We start from the raw sequence: 18,385 nt of genomic DNA on the forward strand, positions 1-18,385 counted from the left end.
AGGATTGGGGAATGAAAACTAGTCGAGATTTAAGGAATGAATAATTTGCAATTAAAAGAATTTTAGATAAAAAAAGCGAATGCGCTAAAAATGTGCACATCCGCCCTAAAAATGATGGTGTTTATTCTTCTCCCTCAGGGTCAGCTGTAATGTCTTCTCCGAAATATTCTTGACTAATTTCTTCCAACGTTCCGTCTTCTCTAAGTGTTTCTAACGCTTCATTGATAGCATCAAGAAGTTCTTCATTATCCTGGGCAACGGCAATCGCCTGTTCACTGCGGCCAAGAAGTTCCCTTGCCTCAATTTCCAAACCAGCACCGATCGCTTCTTTACCTGTAACAAAATCGGTGATGACGGCATCATGCTTCCCTTTGCTCAGAGCTTCAAGTGCAACAACATCACTATCATACGTTTTGATATTCTCTGTTGCTTCACCCGCTGTCTCTGCATAAGTAGAGCCTTTTGATACGGCAATTTCCATTCCTTCCAGATCCGCCAATGTTTCAACATCACTGTCCGGACGTACAAAGATCTGAGGACCTGAGTAGTAATATGGAGTAGAGAAGTCTACTTTCTCAGCACGTTCCTCTGTAATGGTATGACTCGCCACTGCTGCATCAAAACGGCCAGACTGGACACCTTCAACAATTCCGGCAAATTTAAATTTCTTTTGTTCCGGATCTAGTCCCAATTCCTCGGCAACCGCCTCAGCAACGTCGATATCAAAACCTGTCATTGTCCCGTCACCGCTTGTAAAACTGAAAGGTTTGAATTCCCCGGATGCAGCGAAGGTGAATTTACCTTCATCGACTAAATCCAATCCGCTGTCTGATCCACTTCCGGAACTGCTGTCGTCTGTTCCGCACCCCGTAATTAAAATGGCTGATAATGATAATGCTGCAAAACTGAATAATTTCTTCATTTTTCTGTAAATGCCCCCTTCAAATCTTTTTAATCATATGTATTATGCTAACAAACTAATGGATGATTCACAAAATTCAAAATTACTGATAAATCTGTAAAAACCTGTGAATCCAAGGGTTACACCAAGCAAGCCCAGTTTTCCATTGAAATCCATAAATTTGCAGGCACATCCTTAGTTTTCCTTTTCCCGTGACAAATAATTTTAAACATCAGAATAGTAATTTAATTGTTATTTTCGAAATTAAACTTCATCAGCCTTCCATTAGTTATCAACCAACTAGAAAATCAGGCTGTTTTCATATGAGTTGGTTCTCGCTTCAGTCATATGGAACTTGGAGGCTGGATTTCCCGCTAGTCTGATAGAAGGTTTTAAGCATTCCGCTTCAATCGATGCTCCCTGCACAAAAGGTTATAACAGCATTTTTAGAAAAGAGACACACAGTAGGAGAGCAAGTTTTTTTGTATGAAGAGAGTTTCCAACATGCCTTGCAAATCGAGACACTTCTCAAAACCTGAACCTCTTTTTGCTCCTGAAGTGTCTCCTTTTTGATCTCTCCTATGTGACACTTCAACCTCTTTTTGCTCCTGAAGTGTCTCTTACAACTCTCCTATGCGACACTTCTACCCCTTTTCTCTCTCAAAGTGTCTCTTAGAACTCTCCTATGCGACACTTCTACCCCTTTTTTCTCTCGAAGTGTTTCTTACAACTATCCTACGTGACACTTCATCCTCTTTTTGCTCTCGAAGTGTCTTTTACAACTCTCCTATGCGACACTTCAACCTCTTTTGGCTCCTGAAGTGTCTCTTACAACTCTCCTATGTGACACTTCAACCTCTTTTGGCTCCTGAAGTGTCTCTTACAACTCTCCTATGTGACACTTCAATCTCTTTTTTTTTCTGAAATGTCTCTTGGGACACTTATGAGGGACCTATAACACTAGTAAAGACCCATAAAAAAAGAGAATACCCGTGTGGCGGATATTCTCTCGTCTTGTTTATCTTCTTGCATTAAGAGCGGCCCAGACCTGGTCTTTGCCCAAGCCAGTTTCGGATGAAAAGAGTATGACTTCATCTCCCTCTTTTATATCCAGCCCTTCTTTAGTCGCTTTCAAATGCTTCTGCCATTTTCCTTTAGGAATCTTGTCGGCTTTCGTGGCAATGATTACACAAGGAATGCCGTGATGCTTTAGGAATTCATACATCATGACGTCATCCTGTGTCGGCGGATGACGCAGGTCGACAATCTGAATGACCGCTTTCAGCTGCTCCCGCATTGTGATATACGTCTCAATCATTCTTCCCCATGCTTCACGTTCTGTTTTTGAAACTTTAGCAAACCCATACCCCGGAACATCCACAAAATAGATACTTTCTTCTATCTTGTAAAAATTAAGGGTTTGGGTCTTCCCTGGCTTGGATGAAATCCTCGCCATACTCTTACGGCCGATCATCTTGTTAATAAAAGACGATTTTCCGACGTTGGAGCGGCCTGCAAGAGCAAACTCGGGAAGATAGTCTCCCGGATACTGCTCCGGCCTTACCGCACTGATTACAAGCTCTACATTATTTACTTTCACTTCTCTCACCTACTAAAGCTGTTTCTAGTACTTCTTCTATATGGGAAACCAGAACAAACTTAAGATCCTTTCTAACACTTTCCGGGATATCGTCAATATCCTTCTCGTTGTCTCTCGGGATAATAATTGTTCTAAGGCCCGCACGGTGTGCACTCAGGGATTTTTCCTTCAATCCGCCAATCGGGAGCACACGTCCGCGCAGGGTAATTTCCCCTGTCATGCCGACTTCACGTTTTATTTTCCGTCCTGTTAGAGCCGAAACCAGAGCTGTGGCAATCGTGATTCCTGCAGACGGGCCGTCTTTAGGAACCGCCCCTTCTGGCACGTGAATATGAACATCATATTTCTCATGGAAATTTTCTTCTAAATTCAGATCGGCTGCTTTGGACCTTACATAACTGAATGCCGCTTGAGCCGACTCTTTCATGACATCCCCAAGCTTTCCTGTCAGGACAAGCTTACCTTTACCTGGAGATAGAGATACTTCAATCTGCAGGGTATCTCCTCCAACAGAAGTATACGCCAAGCCGGTTGCGACACCAACCTGGTCTTCTGTTTCAGCCTGGCCATAACGGAATTTCTTTTTGCCAAGGAAATCTTCAATATTCTTTTCCGTGATGACGACTTTCTTTCTCTCACCGGAAACGATCACCTTTGCGGTTTTTCGGCACAATGTTGCCAGCTGGCGTTCCAAGCCCCTGACTCCCGCTTCTCTTGTATAATAACGGACCACCGCTTGTACAGCATCTTCCCTGACTTGCAGCTGTGATTTTGTTAATCCGTTTTCCGCGATTTGCTTAGGAAGCAGATGATCTTTGGCGATGTTAATTTTCTCCAATTCTGTATATCCTGCAATCGTGATGATTTCCATTCTGTCCCTTAATGGACCGGGAATAGTGGAAAGGTCATTGGCCGTTGCAAGGAACATGACCTTGGAAAGATCATAGGTTTCCTCTATATAATGGTCACTGAAATTGAAGTTTTGTTCAGGATCCAGCACCTCAAGCATTGCTGATGAAGGATCTCCCCTGAAGTCGCTTGACATTTTATCGATTTCATCCAACAGAAAGACCGGATTGATGGTACCGGCTTTCTTCATGCCTTGGATGATCCTGCCCGGCATGGCGCCGACATAGGTTCGTCTGTGTCCCCGGATCTCTGATTCATCACGCACTCCGCCCAGGGAAACTCGGACAAAATGCCTGCCAAGAGACTCTGCAATAGATTTGGCAAGGCTGGTTTTCCCCACACCTGGAGGTCCCGCAAGACAAAGGATCGGCCCGCGAAGAGATTGAGTAAGCTTTTGAACAGCCAAATATTCAAGTACCCGCTCTTTCACTTTTTCAAGTCCAAAGTGATCTCTGTTCAGTATTTCCTCCGCCTTGATGATATCAAGGTCATCCTCTGTCTGTGCAGACCAAGGAAGAGAAACCAGCCACTCGATGTAGTTTCTGATCACAGAACTTTCAGCTGAACTTGTAGGGACTTTTTCATAACGGCCCAGTTCCTTCAATACTGTTTTCTCAATCGCTTCCGGCATGTCGGCTTCTGCAATCCGCTGAGTCAGCTCTTCGATTTCACCGGTTTTGCCTTCTTTATCACCCAGTTCTTTCTGGATGGCTTTCATTTGCTCTCTAAGATAGTACTCTTTTTGCGTGCGTTCCATAGAACGCTTTACACGCTGGCCGATTTTCTTCTCCAGATTCAATACTTCTTTTTCATTGTTGATCGTCTGGATGACAAGCTGTAATCTTTCTTTGATATCGAGCGTTTCAAGAACCTTTTGTTTTTCTTTCATTTTCAGAGGAAGATGGGAAGCAACTATATCGGCAAGCCTGCCTGGTTCATCGATATCCGAAACCGTGGAATACGTTTCAGCAGAAACTTTCTTGGAAAGCTTTATGTACTGCTCGAAATAGTTCAGGAGGGTTCTCATTAACGCCTCTGTTTCAGATTCCTTATCCTCAATGTCTTCGTGTGTCGAAATGTTCACTTCGTAGAACTTCTCTTCATTCGTGAAATTACTGATTTCCGCCCTTTGGATCCCTTCCACAAGTACCCGTATTGTTCCATTGGGAAGCTTAAGCATTTGTTTGACCTTTGTCAGCGTTCCCATTTCATAAAAGTCATCGACGCCTGGTTCATCTATATTCATATCTTTTTGAGTGGTCAAAAATATATATTGGTCATCCACCATTGCCTTTTCAAGCGCCTGGACTGACCTGTCACGCCCTACATCTAAATGAAGGACCATCGTTGGATAAACAAGCAGACCTCTTAATGGAAGGAGGGGAAGAGTTAATTCTTTCTGTTTTGCCATAAATACACCTCCAAAAATTCTCGCCCTTTTGAATCTCATAAGTCTTTGTACAATTCTATCTTATTTATATATAGGTGTCCATTTTAGAGTGGATGGGCACTCTCCTATGAACCCTTGGTGGTCAGGGGTTCATGCTTCAAGCCGGGGATTATTACTCTCACGAAATTCCTGAAATTTCTCGGCTGTCCTCCTGCCTTAAACAGGTCCCGACCATATTAGACACGATTTAACGAAATATATTACCACTTTAACATTCAAGAGGGCGGGCTGAAACATACCCTCCCTCTTATTGTACAGCTAAGAATGATCACATTCATGAATTATGCTTAACATATACTTCTCGTATTCCTCTCCAGAGCAGAACTTAAACGATAAATGCATCAGCAAATCATACGCTTTTTTTGTTGTTTTCTTCATTATATGTGATTTCTTCCTCTATTTTCTCTTTATCAAGTGCAATATTGAAAACCTCTTTCAAATGTTTGACAGGATGGACCTCTATTCCTTCTATTTCCTGAAGAAGGGCACCCATATTTTCATGAGGGATCACAGCAGCACGTGCACCTGCAAGCTTAGCGGCTTTTACCTTAGGAAATACTCCCCCCACCGGTTTAACAAAACCATGGATACTGATTTCACCGGTTAAGGCGATATCTGATCTAACCGGAATCCGGTAAATCGATGAATAGATTCCCGTAGCCATTGCTATGCCTGCTGAAGGGCCGTCGACTGGGATGCCGCCCGGGAAATTAACATGAATGTCAAATTGGTCGGCAGGAACGCCCATCGAGCGCAAAACTGTAAGGACATTTTCGATAGACCCTTTCGCCATACTCTTTCTTCGGATAGATTTACCCTTATCACCGATACTTTCTTCTTCCACGATCCCAGTGACATTGATGCTCCCTTTTTCCTCTGCAGGAATGACTGTGACCTCAATTTCCAAAAGCGAACCGGAGTTAGGGCCAGTTACCGCAAGGCCATTTACGAGGCCAATGGCAGATTTTTCGTTGATTTTCCGGTCCATCCTTGGTGAGAGCTGACTCGACTGAATCATCCATTCTATGTCTTTATCATCGATAAATTCCCTGTTCTCCGTGATGGCGAGACCTGCGACGATTTGGACCATATTAACTGCTTCTCGGCCGTTTCGGGCATATGATGCAAGAAGTTCCACCCCTTCCTTGCTGATGGAAATGTTCACTTTTTCCGAAGCATTTTCGGCCACTTTTATTACCTCTTCTTTGTTGAGTTCCCTGAAAAACACTTCCATACACCTTGACCTGATTGCAGGCGGTATCTCACTTGGCGTTCTTGTCGTAGCACCAATCAATCTGAAATCTGCCGGAAGCCCATTCTTAAAAATGTCGTGGATATGGGTAGGAATTTGTGTATTCTCTTCACTATAATAGGCACTTTCTAAAAAAACTTTACGATCTTCCAGGACTTTCAGCAGCTTATTCATTTGAATAGGATGCAGTTCACCGATTTCATCGATAAACAAGACTCCGCCATGGGCATTCGTAACAGCACCCTGCTTTGGCTGAGGAATCCCCGCTTGTCCCATAGCTCCTGCTCCCTGATAGATCGGGTCATGCACAGAGCCGATCAACGGATCCGCAATTCCTCTTTCATCAAACCTTGCCGTCGTCGCATCCAATTCCACAAAAACAGAAGTCTTTTTGAAAGGAGATTGTAACTGCTCTTTAGCCTCCTGCAGGACAAGGCGTGCCGCCGCGGTCTTTCCTACACCTGGCGGACCATAAATAATAACATGCTGAGGATTTGGACCACATAAAGCAGCCTTTAATGACTTGATGCCATCCTCCTGGCCGACAATATCCTTAAAGCTTTGCGGCCTTACCTTTTCCGAAAGTGGTTCTGAAAGCGAGATGGACCGCATTTTCCGCAGCTGCTCCATTTCTTTTTTTGATTCGCGATCAATCGAAACCTTTTGTGTGCGTTGACTTTTTAATAAGTTCCAAAAATATAAACCGATAATCACCCCGAAAAACAGTTGGATGATCAGTGCTATTCCTGTCCAACTCATGCCTTTCCCTCCAGTAATAACTCGTTGTTAAAGGTTAGTATCTCCTCGAGTTTGGAGGAATAAACAAGTTTTTCTAGGATGAGGGGAATGCATTTTACTTACCTTTATTGTATAGGCAAATTAATGAGTGCTTTGATTTCCGCTCCAGGGGAACGACTCCGCGGGGCGGGCGGTGAATTAAAAAGCAGAAGCGGCCGTTCAGCGGCGTACTCTTCTGAAAGCAACAATATGAAAACAGCCTCTTAAAATGAGAAGAAATTAAAATAAGTCTTAGTTAACCAAATACCTTGCTGTTTAATTTAACTCAGTTTTAAGTTATAAAACAGGAGGTAAGTCTTAGCTGAATTATCTATATCTCCAATTTTTATAAGTGCACAAAAGGTCCTCCACGGCGAACCGGGAGGACCTTGTTGGCTTATTGTTATGCGGAAGTCTTTTCTTCGTCATTTCCTTTGATAACCGTGCCGTCTTCCAATAGAAGCTTTGGAGCTTCACTATCGGTGACTGTGCCTGGTGTAATGATACATTTCTTGATATCTTCTCTTGAAGGAAGATCGAACATTACCTCAAGCATGATGGTTTCGATGATTGAACGAAGACCGCGGGCACCTGTTTTGCGTTCAATCGCTTTATTGGCGATTTCTCTAAGTGCATCTTCTTCAAACTCTAATTCCACCTGGTCCAGTTCAAGCATTTTTTGATACTGCTTTACCAGTGCGTTCTTCGGTTTTGTCAGGATTTCCACAAGAGCATCCTCATCAAGAGGAGTCAAGCTGGAAATAACCGGCAGACGCCCGATGAATTCCGGGATCAGACCGAACTTCAACAAGTCTTCAGGAACGACCTTAGCCAGTAATGCTTTATCATTATCGACATTGACTGCTTTCGAGTCGGAACCAAAGCCGATAACTTTTTGCCCAAGGCGTCTCTTCACAATTTGCTCGATACCATCAAATGCTCCTCCACAGATAAACAGGATATTTGATGTATCGATTTGGATGAATTCTTGATGCGGATGCTTTCTTCCACCTTGAGGAGGAACGCTCGCAACCGTACCTTCCAAGATTTTAAGCAGCGCCTGCTGAACACCTTCACCTGAAACATCTCGTGTGATTGAAGGGTTCTCAGATTTTCTGGCTACTTTATCGATTTCATCGATGTAAATGATGCCGCGTTCTGCTTTTTCTACATCATAATCAGCCGACTGGATCAACTTCAACAGGATGTTTTCCACATCTTCTCCGACATATCCGGCTTCCGTCAGTGAAGTAGCGTCCGCGATGGCAAACGGTACATTAAGTATGCGGGCCAAAGTCTGGGCTAAAAGGGTTTTACCGCTTCCTGTCGGCCCAATCATTGCGATATTACTCTTAGATAGTTCAACATCATCCACTTTACTGTTCGAATTGATTCGTTTGTAGTGGTTATAAACAGCTACCGCCAAGGACTTCTTCGCCTGCTCCTGGCCTATTACGTATTCGTCGAGGATTTCACGGATTTCCTTCGGTTTAGGAACATCCTTGAACTCAACTTCTTCTTCTGTTCCAAGCTCCTCTTCCACGATCTCGGTACAAAGCTCGATGCATTCATCACATATATAAACACCCGGTCCTGCTACAAGCTTCCGGACCTGATCTTGTGTCTTACCACAAAAAGAACATTTCAATTGTCCTTTTTCATCGTTAAATTTAAACAATGAAATTCACCCCTTATAAAAAGCTATGTCGTTTCAAAAAAATCAAGTTATGTATTGCATTTTATCATACTATATGTCCGGAAAGGAAATTAAACGATCCAACCAATTTTACGCCCGCTTATTAAGGTTTATCCAAAAAACGGTCATCCTATTCCTGTTTAGGAGATTATGTAAACGGATTGTAAATGTACCGGTTTCTTCTCCTAAGAGGATTACCAGTTACAGCTTCAATAACAAGCTGGGTTGAAATCCTTGTGATCTCCAGTCCATCCATTCTTGCTGAGTTAAGTATAAGCTTCAAAAGAGACAGAGGGAAAAATTTCTTATTTTTATAAAACAAGGCACGATTCAACTCGCGCCTTGTTTCTATACTTATTATTATGCAACAGTCTTGCTGTTATCCACAAGAACTTCTACTGCTTTACGGATTTTAAGATCTGTTTTCAGGTTATCAAGACCGCCAAGAGCCTGCTTGATATTGTCTGCAGCCATATTGTACTGCTCAGCCAGTTTGTTAACTTCCTCTTCTGCTTCCTCATCAGAAATTTCAAGATTTTCTGCTTCAGCAATTGCTTCAAGAGTTAAGTTAGTGCGTACTCGCTTAGCTGCATCTTCTTTCATCTGGCCGCGAAGATCTTCTTCTTTTTGTCCAGAGAATTGGAAGTAAAGCTCAAGGTTCATTCCCTGCATTTGCAGACGCTGTTCGAATTCCTGCATCATGCGGTCAACTTCAGTATCAACCATTGCATCCGGGATCTCCACTTCTGTATTTTCAGAAGCTTTTTCCACTAGCGTGTCACGAAGTGTTTGTTCTGCTTCGTTTTTCTTGGATTCTTCAAGACGCTTTTGGATTTTCTCTTTTAACTGGTCAAGAGTTTCAACTTCTTCATCTGCATCTTTAGCGAATTCATCATCAAGCTCAGGAAGCTGTTTCGCTTTGATTTCATGAAGTTTTGTTTTGAATACCGCAGGCTTGCCAGCAAGCTCGGCAGCGTGGTATTCCTCTGGGAAGTTAACTTCTACTTCTTTTTCCGCTCCAGTTTCAAGGCCTACCAATTGCTCCTCGAATCCTGGAATGAAGGATCCTGAACCAAGTTCAAGAGAGTAGTTTTCAGCTGTGCCGCCTTCGAAAGCTTCACCATCAACGAATCCTTCAAAATCGATAACAACTGTGTCGCCGTTTTCAGCTGCACCTTCTTCTTTGACAGCCAGCTCAGCTTGTTTTTCCTGAAGAGATTTTAATTCGTTCTCAACATCTTCAGAAGTAACTTCTGTTTCCATTTTCTCTACTTCAAGCCCTTTGTATTCACCAAGTTTAACTTCTGGTTTCACAGTGACTGTAGCAGTGAAAATAAGCTCTTTGCCTTTTTCCATTTGCTCGATGTCGATTTCCGGACGATCCACAGGCGAGATTCCAGTTTCTTCAACAGCTTTAGCATAAGCTTCAGGAAGAATGACATCTAACGCGTCCTGGTAAAGAGATTCTACACCAAAACGTTTTTCGAACATTCCGCGAGGCATTTTTCCTTTACGGAATCCTGGTACATTAACTTGCTTAACTACTTTCTTAAATGCAGCGTCCAAACCATTGTTCACTGTATCTGCATCTACTTCAATTGTAAGAACCCCTTGGTTCCCTTCTTGCTTTTCCCATTTAGCAGACATACTTTTCCCTCCAACAATCTATAATTGATTATAGTTAATACAAAATAAATATTTAGATAGGTTTGCCTATGTAACAAAAGCACTATCTCTTCGAATATGAAAAACTTCACATTGCAACCATTATATTATAACATATGAAATCCTTCTTTCAACTCATAGCATTAAAAACGAGTTTCCTATATTTGTTTTATAGGACCGGAGAGGTAACACCTTCCAATTTTCCGATTAACTCCCCGATGGATTTCAGTTCCCTTTCCTCATCTGCCGCTTTTTCTTCCAATCCCATTGCCGAAAGGTCTTCACCATAAAGGTCCAGTCCAAAAGCCAGGTAAGCGAGCGCAGTCTTTTCAGCCGGCCACTCCATCTCAAGAGGATACAACAGGAAGCTGTGGCGGGTAAATGTCTCGATCACCTGCTGCTGCAAGGAAGGATTTCTTTGGGCAATCAATTCATCTATTTCTTCAGTTACTTCTTTATAGTAGCTGGTCTGAAAGACATCTTCCAAGCTTGCCGGCACACATGTGACTCTTTTTCCGAACTTACTGATTCCTACCTCTTCATGAAAACCATGCTCTCTCAGAACATTAACGATCATCGTTTGAATAAAAGGATGGGTAGTATCTTCATCCAAGGCAGCGAGTAATTCTGTCATATATGGCCGGATATTCCGGTTAACAAGCTCCGCCAAAATAAGCGTCTGCTCCTGAAGTTCTTTTCCTTCTAAAACTTTTTCTTGAGATGAATGACGAATATCATCAGTACTTGCAGGGCTTGGCACTTCCTTTCCTTCCAGCACCCTCTTGCTGAAGGACAACAGCTTGCTGAAGTGCTCTTCCTTCTCAAGAGGCACTTCTTTCTCATCGAATAAGGCACTTATAGTACTCACAACTTCTTTATGTTCATTCAACTGTATCAAGATCATCAAATATAATTCGACAACCTTAAAGTAATCTCCAATTCCTTCATGAAGGAGTTCCTTACAGAGTTCCTTCGCCCGGCGGTAGTGCTTGTTCTCATATAGCGCCAGAACGTATGCAGCACCGATTTCACCGTCTTCCGGATCTATTTCGTAGGCCTGCCCAAACAAACCGGCTGCCTGATCCAGCTGACTGTTCTGCAGTGCTTCCAGCCCCTTTTCAAAAAGTCTCTCCTTCAAGCGTGGAAATTGAACTATTTTTTTATCTTTATTTTCTTTACTCATCAACGTTACCGCCCTGCTCCATTTAATGATTTCAGTTTAGCAAAACTGCGGGGAATAAACAAAGAGGAGGAGAGGAGAATTTTAAAAAGCTCATTTCCCTTCAGCTCATAAGGCAGGTTTGGGCACCTAGAGGGTTTCTTGGTTTCCTTTTTCCGCTCTGCTCACCTTGTTTTGGCACCTAGAGGGTTTCTTGGTTACTTTTTTCAGCTCTGCTCATCTTCTTTAGGCACCTAGACCATTTCTTGGTTTCCTTTTTTGGCTTAGCGCAACCTATTTGGGCACCTATGCACTTTCTTGATTACATTTTTTAGTTTTAATCACCCTGTTTGGTTACCCAGCCACCTCTTTCGTTACCTTTTTAATATTCCTCTCTGGCTTGGCTTCCCTCTATTCTAACTAAAAGGCTGTTTTCGCACATTTTAGCTTTCGGAAAAATCCCAAGAGCAGGATTATCCCTGGATAATAAGCTTTTCTCTCTAATCGGAATCATTCAAGATAACCATGTGATCTCGGTGATTAGGATTTAGTTTAAATAGCAACAAAGTGTTAACGAAAAGAGCCTTTAAAAAAGCTCTCCCCAAAACAGCCAAAACAAAAAGAAGCCCCTTGATACCTAGGTATCAAGGGGCTTCGAACGACGGTTTTTAAAAACCGTAATATGTAGTTTAAATGGCGTCCCAGGAGAGATTCGAACTCCCGACCGTACGCTTAGAAGGCGTATGCTCTATCCGGCTGAGCTACTGGGACTTGTTTCAGCGACAATATTTATTATATTTGAATAACAAATGAAAGTCAACACTTTTTAAAAACTTTTTTTAAAAATTATTGCCAGCTTCAGAAAAAAGAAGGCGGTTGTTTTCCGCCTTCTTATTATACAAAGAACTTCTGTGATAAATCAACAATCTCTTGATGATTATGATCGAAAAATTTTACAGAGATTGAATCTCCTTCTTTTTCGATAAGTGCATAGGTTCTTTCCTTTCGTCCCCTCGGCAGAAGAATGCTGCCCGGATTCACAAACAGTACATCCTCTATCTTCTCTGCCCCCAACTGATGGGAGTGACCAAAGAACACGATTTCAGCGTCATTTTCCTTCGCTAAGTAATTGAGGTTCATCAAGGTCATTTTCACATTATACAGATGACCGTGTGTGGCCAGAATTCTCGTACTGCCAAACTCCTCTGTCAGCACTTCTGGATAAGAGGAATCCATGTCGCAATTACCCCGGACCGCAAGATATCCTTCCATTGCAGGGTCACTTGCTTTCAGTTCTGAATCTCCGCAATGCACAAACCCATCGACTTTCCCTTTGTACGTACTGTATAAGTTCTTTATTTCTGTGTCGGAACCGTGGCTGTCACTTACTACAATCAGCCTCATAGATGATCACCTGACAATTCTTCCAGATCATGTTCAAATTGTTTCAGTGCGTTTCCTCTGTGGCTGATCGCCGCCTTTTCTTCAGAAGTCAGCTCGGCCATCGTTCTGTCTTTTTCTTCTACAAAAAAGACAGGGTCATATCCAAACCCGTTCGAACCGCGTCGCTCGGCCAGGATTTTCCCTTCACAAGCCCCTGAGTAGGTCTTTGTTTCTCTGTCAGGACCTGCTATGGCCAGTACACAATAGAAACGTGCGGATCTCTCATTGTAAGGAACCCCTTCCAATTCAGAGAGCACTTTATCCATATTGTCATTGTCATCTTTTGCTTCCCCAGCATAGCGTGCCGAATACACACCCGGCCGTCCGTCAAGTGCATCGATGATCAAACCGGAATCATCGGCAATGACGATTTCATTCAGGACTGAAGATGCTTCCTCTGCTTTCAAAACAGCATTTTCTTCAAAGGTTTCACCCGTTTCCTCGATGTCCTGGAAGTCCGGGAAATCAAGCAGCGTCAGCACCTCATATCCCTTTGGGGACAACATGCGCTCAAACTCCTTAGCTTTTCCCTTATTTTTTGTCGCGATTATTACTTTTCTTTTCATCATGAACCACCTTTACTGTAAGTAGTCTTAATTTGCCATTATCTCTTTTAAATTCCGCAAAAAGATAAGAGGCAGTCTCAGCTGCCTCTTATCTTGATTACTTATAGTATATCAAAAACTGATTGTGTTTACATTTTCCGGACGAGTAACCGGTTCACTCAAGGTTTCCCCTTTTTCATTCACCAGTTCACCTTCCCCGTTGACCATGACAGCAACACTTTCGATTCCTTCCTGCTCTGTCAGGGACAGAACCAGCGAATTCATGAAGTGCTCAGAGACAATTTTTTCCTCGAAGCTGCCATAAACCGCCTCATTGAAATTAAGCGTTACCTGACCGTCCTTTACGGAAGGTTCATCCAGTAAGGCTACCCCGGTAAAATCGCTGAGAAGATTTTTTTGATAACCAGGTCCCTCGACAAGCTGCTGGACGACCGCTTCAACCTTATTATTCACCTTATTGCTGACCCGTTTGGTTACAGGAACATAATACGTGTTATCTCCTTTTTGAGCGACAAAGTAAACGGTTACCGGGTGAGTAGCCGTCACATCGGTAATACCTGATGTATCCACATTAATACCCACTTTTCTGGATAATCCTTTTTCATCGACCGGAGTCCCGTTGACTGGCATCTCCGTCAACTCATATCCATTCACCCGCAGTTCAACCTTTTCAATCGACTCAAATTGAGTTAGTGTCCATGTAACCGACTGGAGGATTTTCATCTCATCTTCCGGCTGATAATTTTGGAACTCGCTTGAAAAGTCTGCAACTGCTGTACCATCTTTAATATTCACACTGATTTGAGTGCCCGCTGGCAGCACAGGGCGGAAACCGTTGGGAAGCAGATTTTGGACAGGTCCATCCGCTACAAGATAGTCCAGCGCCTGTTTCGCGACACTTTCCGTTTTTGGCAGAGCCAGCGTCTGTGATACGACATAGCCATCAGAATCAATTAGATACAGCTCTGTCATCACACTACTTTCAGCTGCTTCCTCAGTCGAAGTAGAAGATGTTACTTCTCCTTCAGCATTTTCTTCAGCCACATCCACTTTCTCACCTTCTTCTAAGTACGATAAATCTGATGGCGGATCAATCTTTGCTTTCTCGTCTCCACCTAATAATCCGCACCCTGAGAGGTAAATGGATGAAGTTACCACTGTAAGCACAATCGCTGCTTTCGTTTTCTTTGACATGGGGGAACCCTCCTCAGACAGTTTGTACTATATGTATACGAGCTCTTTTTTGAAAATAGACCGAAAAAAGTGATAGAAATTTACGAGGCATTGAAAAAGTCCAACTTCCCTTTACCGCTTCAGATATTATAAAAGAGCTTTGATTTCCGTTGAAGATAACCGGCTCATCTGGGTAGGCGCTTGATGGATCAGGTCTTATAACGAAAGCAGCCTTCATTTCATTATTTGGGTACCCAGCGTTATAATTGAGGGAACTTTTTTTCCTTAATCCTCAATCCATGCTAAATCCTGGGTAAATAGAGGAACTTTTTTCCCTTATATGACAAAAAAGCACATTTTTTTAGTGTATTAAGTTAAATAAGGGAATTTTCTTCCCCTATCTTAGCTTTTTTCAATGTTTTTTAGTAAATAAGGGAACTTTTTTCCTCTATTTATTATTTAGAATACTGAGCCATATCGGAAAGTCCCATCGGTCACTGGCTTGAGTTAGCCTTTTTCTATGGACTAGTTGAAAAAGGCCACATTCCCGACAGGCAAATGTGCCAATGATTCGATACATTGCTTTCAATGAAAAAAATCAACTTTTTCTTCCTATTTAAGAAAGGATAGTTGACTTTATCGTTGTTCATAACAAGAAAATTTTAAAATTCCCTAGATTTTCAGTGCCCTTAAATTTACGATGCTCTTTTTTTGAGGGGGATTTGATTGTATATATTGATGAGGAAGCTGACTCATCACGTTCACATCCAATATACTCATCAGCTGTCTGGATTTCTAATTCCGGGCTGTTTAAACCGCCTTTTTACCGCCCAAACTCATCCGAATTCTAATATCACGCTATTTCAATCCACTATAAATTCAGCGACTTTAGTACCCTAATCTGCAAACCTATCAACCAACAAAAAAACCATCCTTCACGGGATCAGTCCCCGAGTAGGATGGTCTTTGTATCAATATGTTCAAGCTGCAGCCAGTCTTGTGCAATTTTGGAGAACATCCGTGATGAACCCGTGGTGAAGAATGTATGCTGCGGCTTCTTTTTCTGTTTGTTCAGCATTCCTTGATAGTCCAGGATGGCACTTACTTCGCTTGCTGTTTCATCACCTGAATTGATGACCTTTACATCTTGTCCCATCGCCTTTTGGATGATTTTTTGCAGCAGCGGGTAATGCGTGCATCCGAGAATCAGGGTGTCGATTGGCTCTCCTTTTATCCCGGCAAGCGTTTCATCGACAATTTCCACTGCCCATTTGCTGTCATACTCGCCACTCTCTACCAAAGGAACAAATTTAGGGCAGGCGAGGGATGACACCTCCATAGAATCATTGATGGAATGAATCGCCTTGTCGTATGCTTTGCTGTTCACAGTGCCTACCGTTCCCAGCACACCGATATTCCCATTTTGACTGTGTTTCAAGGCAGCTCTGGCACCAGGCTGGATGACGCCGACTACAGGAATTGGGAGCATGTCCTGAAGCTCTTCCAGCACGACTGCGGTTGCCGTATTGCAAGCAATGACCAGCATTTTAATATTGTAGTTCATGAGAAATGCCGCCATCTCCCAGGTAAACTTTTTCACTTCTTCTGCTGTCCTCGGTCCATAGGGACAGCGGGCGGTATCTCCTAGATAAAAAATCGTCTCATTAGGGAGCTGGCGCATGACTTCCCTTGCTACCGTCAATCCTCCAACACCTGAGTCAATAATTCCTATAGGTTGATTCACAAAAATTTTCCCTCATTTTTATTTCATTTCTTGATGCAATTTAGATAGATTCGCGTTAAGTGTCTTGATTTCATCACCGGAGAAGTTTTTAAGGATTTGCTGCAGGTACTGCTGCCTTTTCTCGATTACTTCTTCGATGATTCTTTCGCCTTCATGGAGGAGGTGAATTCTCACAACACGCCTGTCTTTATTATCCTTCACTCTTTCTACTAATTCCGTTTTTTCCATTCTATCGACCAGGTCGGTAGTGGTACTGCAAGCAAGGAACATTTTGGTGGAAAGTTCCCCGATTGTCATGTCACCGCCTTCGAACAGCCATTGTAACGCAACAAATTGGGGCGGCGTAATCGAATATTGGCTAAGAATCTCTCTTCCCTTTTGTTTAATGATAGATGATATGTAGCGTAAATCTTTTTCGATATCTGCAAAGACTTCCATATCCTGCGATTTGTTGTTCATTTCTGACACTCCTATCAATACCTTTTCGTACAAGTTATATACTTAGCATTGTCGCCTTTTTTCTGACTTTTTTCAAGTAACTTTTATAGGTAAATGCCGTACCGGACTATTGTTGCTGTTTTCGACAAATTTCAAAAAGGGCCACAGTAAGCCCTCTGATAGTTAAAGCCGGCTGTCCTTAATGGGCAGCCGGCTAATTTTACAGCTTGAGTTCCCCCATGCGAAGAAGCTCTACAACAGCTTGAGAACGCCCCTTCACTCCAAGCTTTTGCATGGCGTTGGAAATATGGTTCCGAACTGTCTTCTCGCTAATGAATAGTTCACCAGCGATGTCTTTAGTCGTTTTGTCCTGGACTAACAGCTCGAATACTTCTTTTTCTCTTTTGGTAAGCAACGGTTTGTGTGCAAATTCATTGTCCTTCAATTATGGTAACCCTCCTTGCCTTCGCCAGCTTTAAACCGCGGGGATGGGTATTGTCGGTCGTCACGATATCATATGTGAACCATTGGTGTGGAGTGACATAGAGGAGGCTTTAATTAGCAAAAATAGGCAAGGTTACTTTTGATATAGAGACATAGGGTTTCTGCTATTCTTGACACTGTCTTCAGGCTTGATCATTCAACAACTTTTCGATAAATGATGATTGTTAGATAATTTCGCCTTCATATCATCCGTCCAAGGTACTCCCTTTCCTGTTTCCTTGGAAATCTGCACCATTGTTCCTCTGCCAGTAAAACAAACCCTGTCACGTTCATCCATTCCCATATAATGAAGATCAACTGAGGATGATCCAATCTTATTAGCATTCACATATACCCGTATGGTTTGGCCAAAATATACCTGTCTCAAAAAATCGCACTGAAGATCGGCTACAACCGGAATGGTTTCATTCTCCGGTTTTACCCAGTCCTGCATAAATCCTTTACTCTTGAAAAATTCAATCCTTGCTTCTTCGAAATAAGTGAATGGAACCGTATTATTTAAATGGCCAAACATATCCGTTTCAGAAAATCTGACTTTTATCTTGTTATAAAATTCAAATTGGCCTTTCCACTGCTCCATCTCTTCAATATATGTAATTCTCATGATTTTGCCCCTCCTGTGCTCAGGCTGTCTCTGGTTAGAGAAGAGAAGCCTGTTTGGTTTTTGAAAATGAATGAATGTTCATTCTTTTCTTACTATTATATATTTTTCTTACCCAAGAAAAAAGATATTTGTTCTTTTTTGCTATATTAGATGTGTTCCAGGATCATTTTCTTGATCTTGAAATGAACCGAGCACTACAAAATGGGGAAATTTTTATATGATGTATTTCGAAACGCCAGCGAGGTACATCAAAACCAAAAAATTCAAAGATGATGTACCTCGAAACCCAAGCGAGGTACATCAAAACCTAAAAAATCAAAGATGATGTACTTCGAAACCCAAGCGAGGTACATCAAAACCTAAAAAATCAAAGATGATGTACTTCGAAACCCAAGCGAGGTACATCAAAACCTAAAAAATCAAAGATGATGTACCTCGAAACCCACGCGAGGTACATCAAAACCTAAAAAATCAAAGATGATGTACCTCGAAACCCAAGCGAGG

At 42.4% G+C, this 18,385-nt stretch carries 15 protein-coding genes and 1 tRNA gene; 1 reads left to right on the forward strand and 15 read right to left on the reverse strand.

Translation table 11 applies throughout. The features are described from left to right. Positions 1-121 precede the first annotated feature (121 nt). The 4 genes from FZC78_RS01115 to lonB form a co-directional block, all read right to left on the reverse strand. On the reverse strand, positions 122-922 hold the full coding sequence (locus FZC78_RS01115; RefSeq protein WP_148937855.1) for a transporter substrate-binding domain-containing protein: 801 nt from the start codon (positions 920-922) through the stop codon (positions 122-124). Between the two features lie 997 nt (positions 923-1,919). Further along, on the reverse strand, positions 1,920-2,501 hold the full coding sequence (yihA, locus tag FZC78_RS01120) for a ribosome biogenesis GTP-binding protein YihA/YsxC (RefSeq protein WP_148937856.1): 582 nt from the start codon (positions 2,499-2,501) through the stop codon (positions 1,920-1,922). After that, entirely contained in the window at positions 2,488-4,821 is a 2,334-nt protein-coding gene (gene lon / locus FZC78_RS01125) for an endopeptidase La (RefSeq protein WP_148937857.1), read from the reverse strand. The genes yihA and lon overlap by 14 nt, the downstream gene beginning before the upstream one ends. 388 nt (positions 4,822-5,209) lie before the next feature. Beyond that, on the reverse strand, positions 5,210-6,871 hold the full coding sequence (gene lonB / locus FZC78_RS01130; RefSeq protein WP_148937858.1) for an ATP-dependent protease LonB: 1,662 nt from the start codon (positions 6,869-6,871) through the stop codon (positions 5,210-5,212). Between the two features lie 87 nt (positions 6,872-6,958). Between lonB and FZC78_RS23410 the strand changes: the two genes are divergently transcribed. Then, a complete protein-coding gene (locus tag FZC78_RS23410; RefSeq protein WP_187444756.1) occupies positions 6,959-7,117 on the forward strand; it encodes a hypothetical protein in 159 nt (52 codons plus the stop codon). Between the two features lie 175 nt (positions 7,118-7,292). On the opposite strand, the gene clpX is transcribed toward FZC78_RS23410, so the two are convergent. From clpX to FZC78_RS01185, 11 genes are all read right to left on the reverse strand, one after another. Beyond that, positions 7,293-8,567 carry an ATP-dependent protease ATP-binding subunit ClpX gene (clpX, locus tag FZC78_RS01135; protein WP_148937859.1) on the reverse strand — a complete coding sequence of 425 codons (1,275 nt, stop codon included), beginning with the start codon at positions 8,565-8,567 and terminating at the stop codon, positions 7,293-7,295. Between the two features lie 378 nt (positions 8,568-8,945). Continuing rightward, positions 8,946-10,232: a trigger factor gene (gene tig / locus FZC78_RS01140; protein ID WP_148937860.1), complete on the reverse strand. Its 1,287-nt coding sequence runs from the start codon at positions 10,230-10,232 to the stop codon at positions 8,946-8,948. A 187-nt stretch (positions 10,233-10,419) separates the two neighbouring features. Then, positions 10,420-11,433, reverse strand: coding sequence for a tetratricopeptide repeat protein (locus FZC78_RS01145; RefSeq protein ID WP_148937861.1), 1,014 nt, complete (start codon positions 11,431-11,433; stop codon positions 10,420-10,422). Between the two features lie 670 nt (positions 11,434-12,103). Next, positions 12,104-12,180 (reverse strand) — tRNA-Arg (locus FZC78_RS01150). Positions 12,181-12,303: 123 nt separating this feature from the next. Further along, the gene (locus tag FZC78_RS01155; protein ID WP_148937862.1) at positions 12,304-12,813 is read right to left on the reverse strand and encodes a metallophosphoesterase; all 510 of its coding nucleotides are present in this window, start codon (positions 12,811-12,813) and stop codon (positions 12,304-12,306) included. Next, positions 12,810-13,418: an XTP/dITP diphosphatase gene (locus FZC78_RS01160; protein WP_148938125.1), complete on the reverse strand. Its 609-nt coding sequence runs from the start codon at positions 13,416-13,418 to the stop codon at positions 12,810-12,812. Before FZC78_RS01160 ends, FZC78_RS01155 begins: the two co-directional genes overlap by 4 nt. Before the next feature lie 111 nt (positions 13,419-13,529). Beyond that, positions 13,530-14,612 (reverse strand): GerMN domain-containing protein, encoded by a 1,083-nt coding sequence (locus FZC78_RS01165; protein WP_148937863.1) that lies wholly within the window; start codon positions 14,610-14,612, stop codon positions 13,530-13,532. A 922-nt stretch (positions 14,613-15,534) separates the two neighbouring features. Next, positions 15,535-16,335 carry a glutamate racemase gene (gene racE / locus FZC78_RS01170; RefSeq protein ID WP_148937864.1) on the reverse strand — a complete coding sequence of 267 codons (801 nt, stop codon included), beginning with the start codon at positions 16,333-16,335 and terminating at the stop codon, positions 15,535-15,537. An 18-nt stretch (positions 16,336-16,353) separates the two neighbouring features. After that, positions 16,354-16,794: a MarR family winged helix-turn-helix transcriptional regulator gene (locus FZC78_RS01175; protein WP_187444757.1), complete on the reverse strand. Its 441-nt coding sequence runs from the start codon at positions 16,792-16,794 to the stop codon at positions 16,354-16,356. A gap of 199 nt (positions 16,795-16,993) precedes the next feature. Beyond that, positions 16,994-17,218 (reverse strand): helix-turn-helix domain-containing protein, encoded by a 225-nt coding sequence (locus tag FZC78_RS01180; protein ID WP_113930207.1) that lies wholly within the window; start codon positions 17,216-17,218, stop codon positions 16,994-16,996. Positions 17,219-17,413: 195 nt separating this feature from the next. Beyond that, positions 17,414-17,881 (reverse strand): acyl-CoA thioesterase, encoded by a 468-nt coding sequence (locus tag FZC78_RS01185; RefSeq protein ID WP_435873988.1) that lies wholly within the window; start codon positions 17,879-17,881, stop codon positions 17,414-17,416. Between the last annotated feature and the right edge of the window lie 504 nt (positions 17,882-18,385).

Origin of the sequence: Rossellomorea vietnamensis (assembly GCF_008180415.1) — a bacterium.
GTDB lineage: Bacteria > Bacillota > Bacilli > Bacillales > Bacillaceae_B > Rossellomorea > Rossellomorea vietnamensis_C.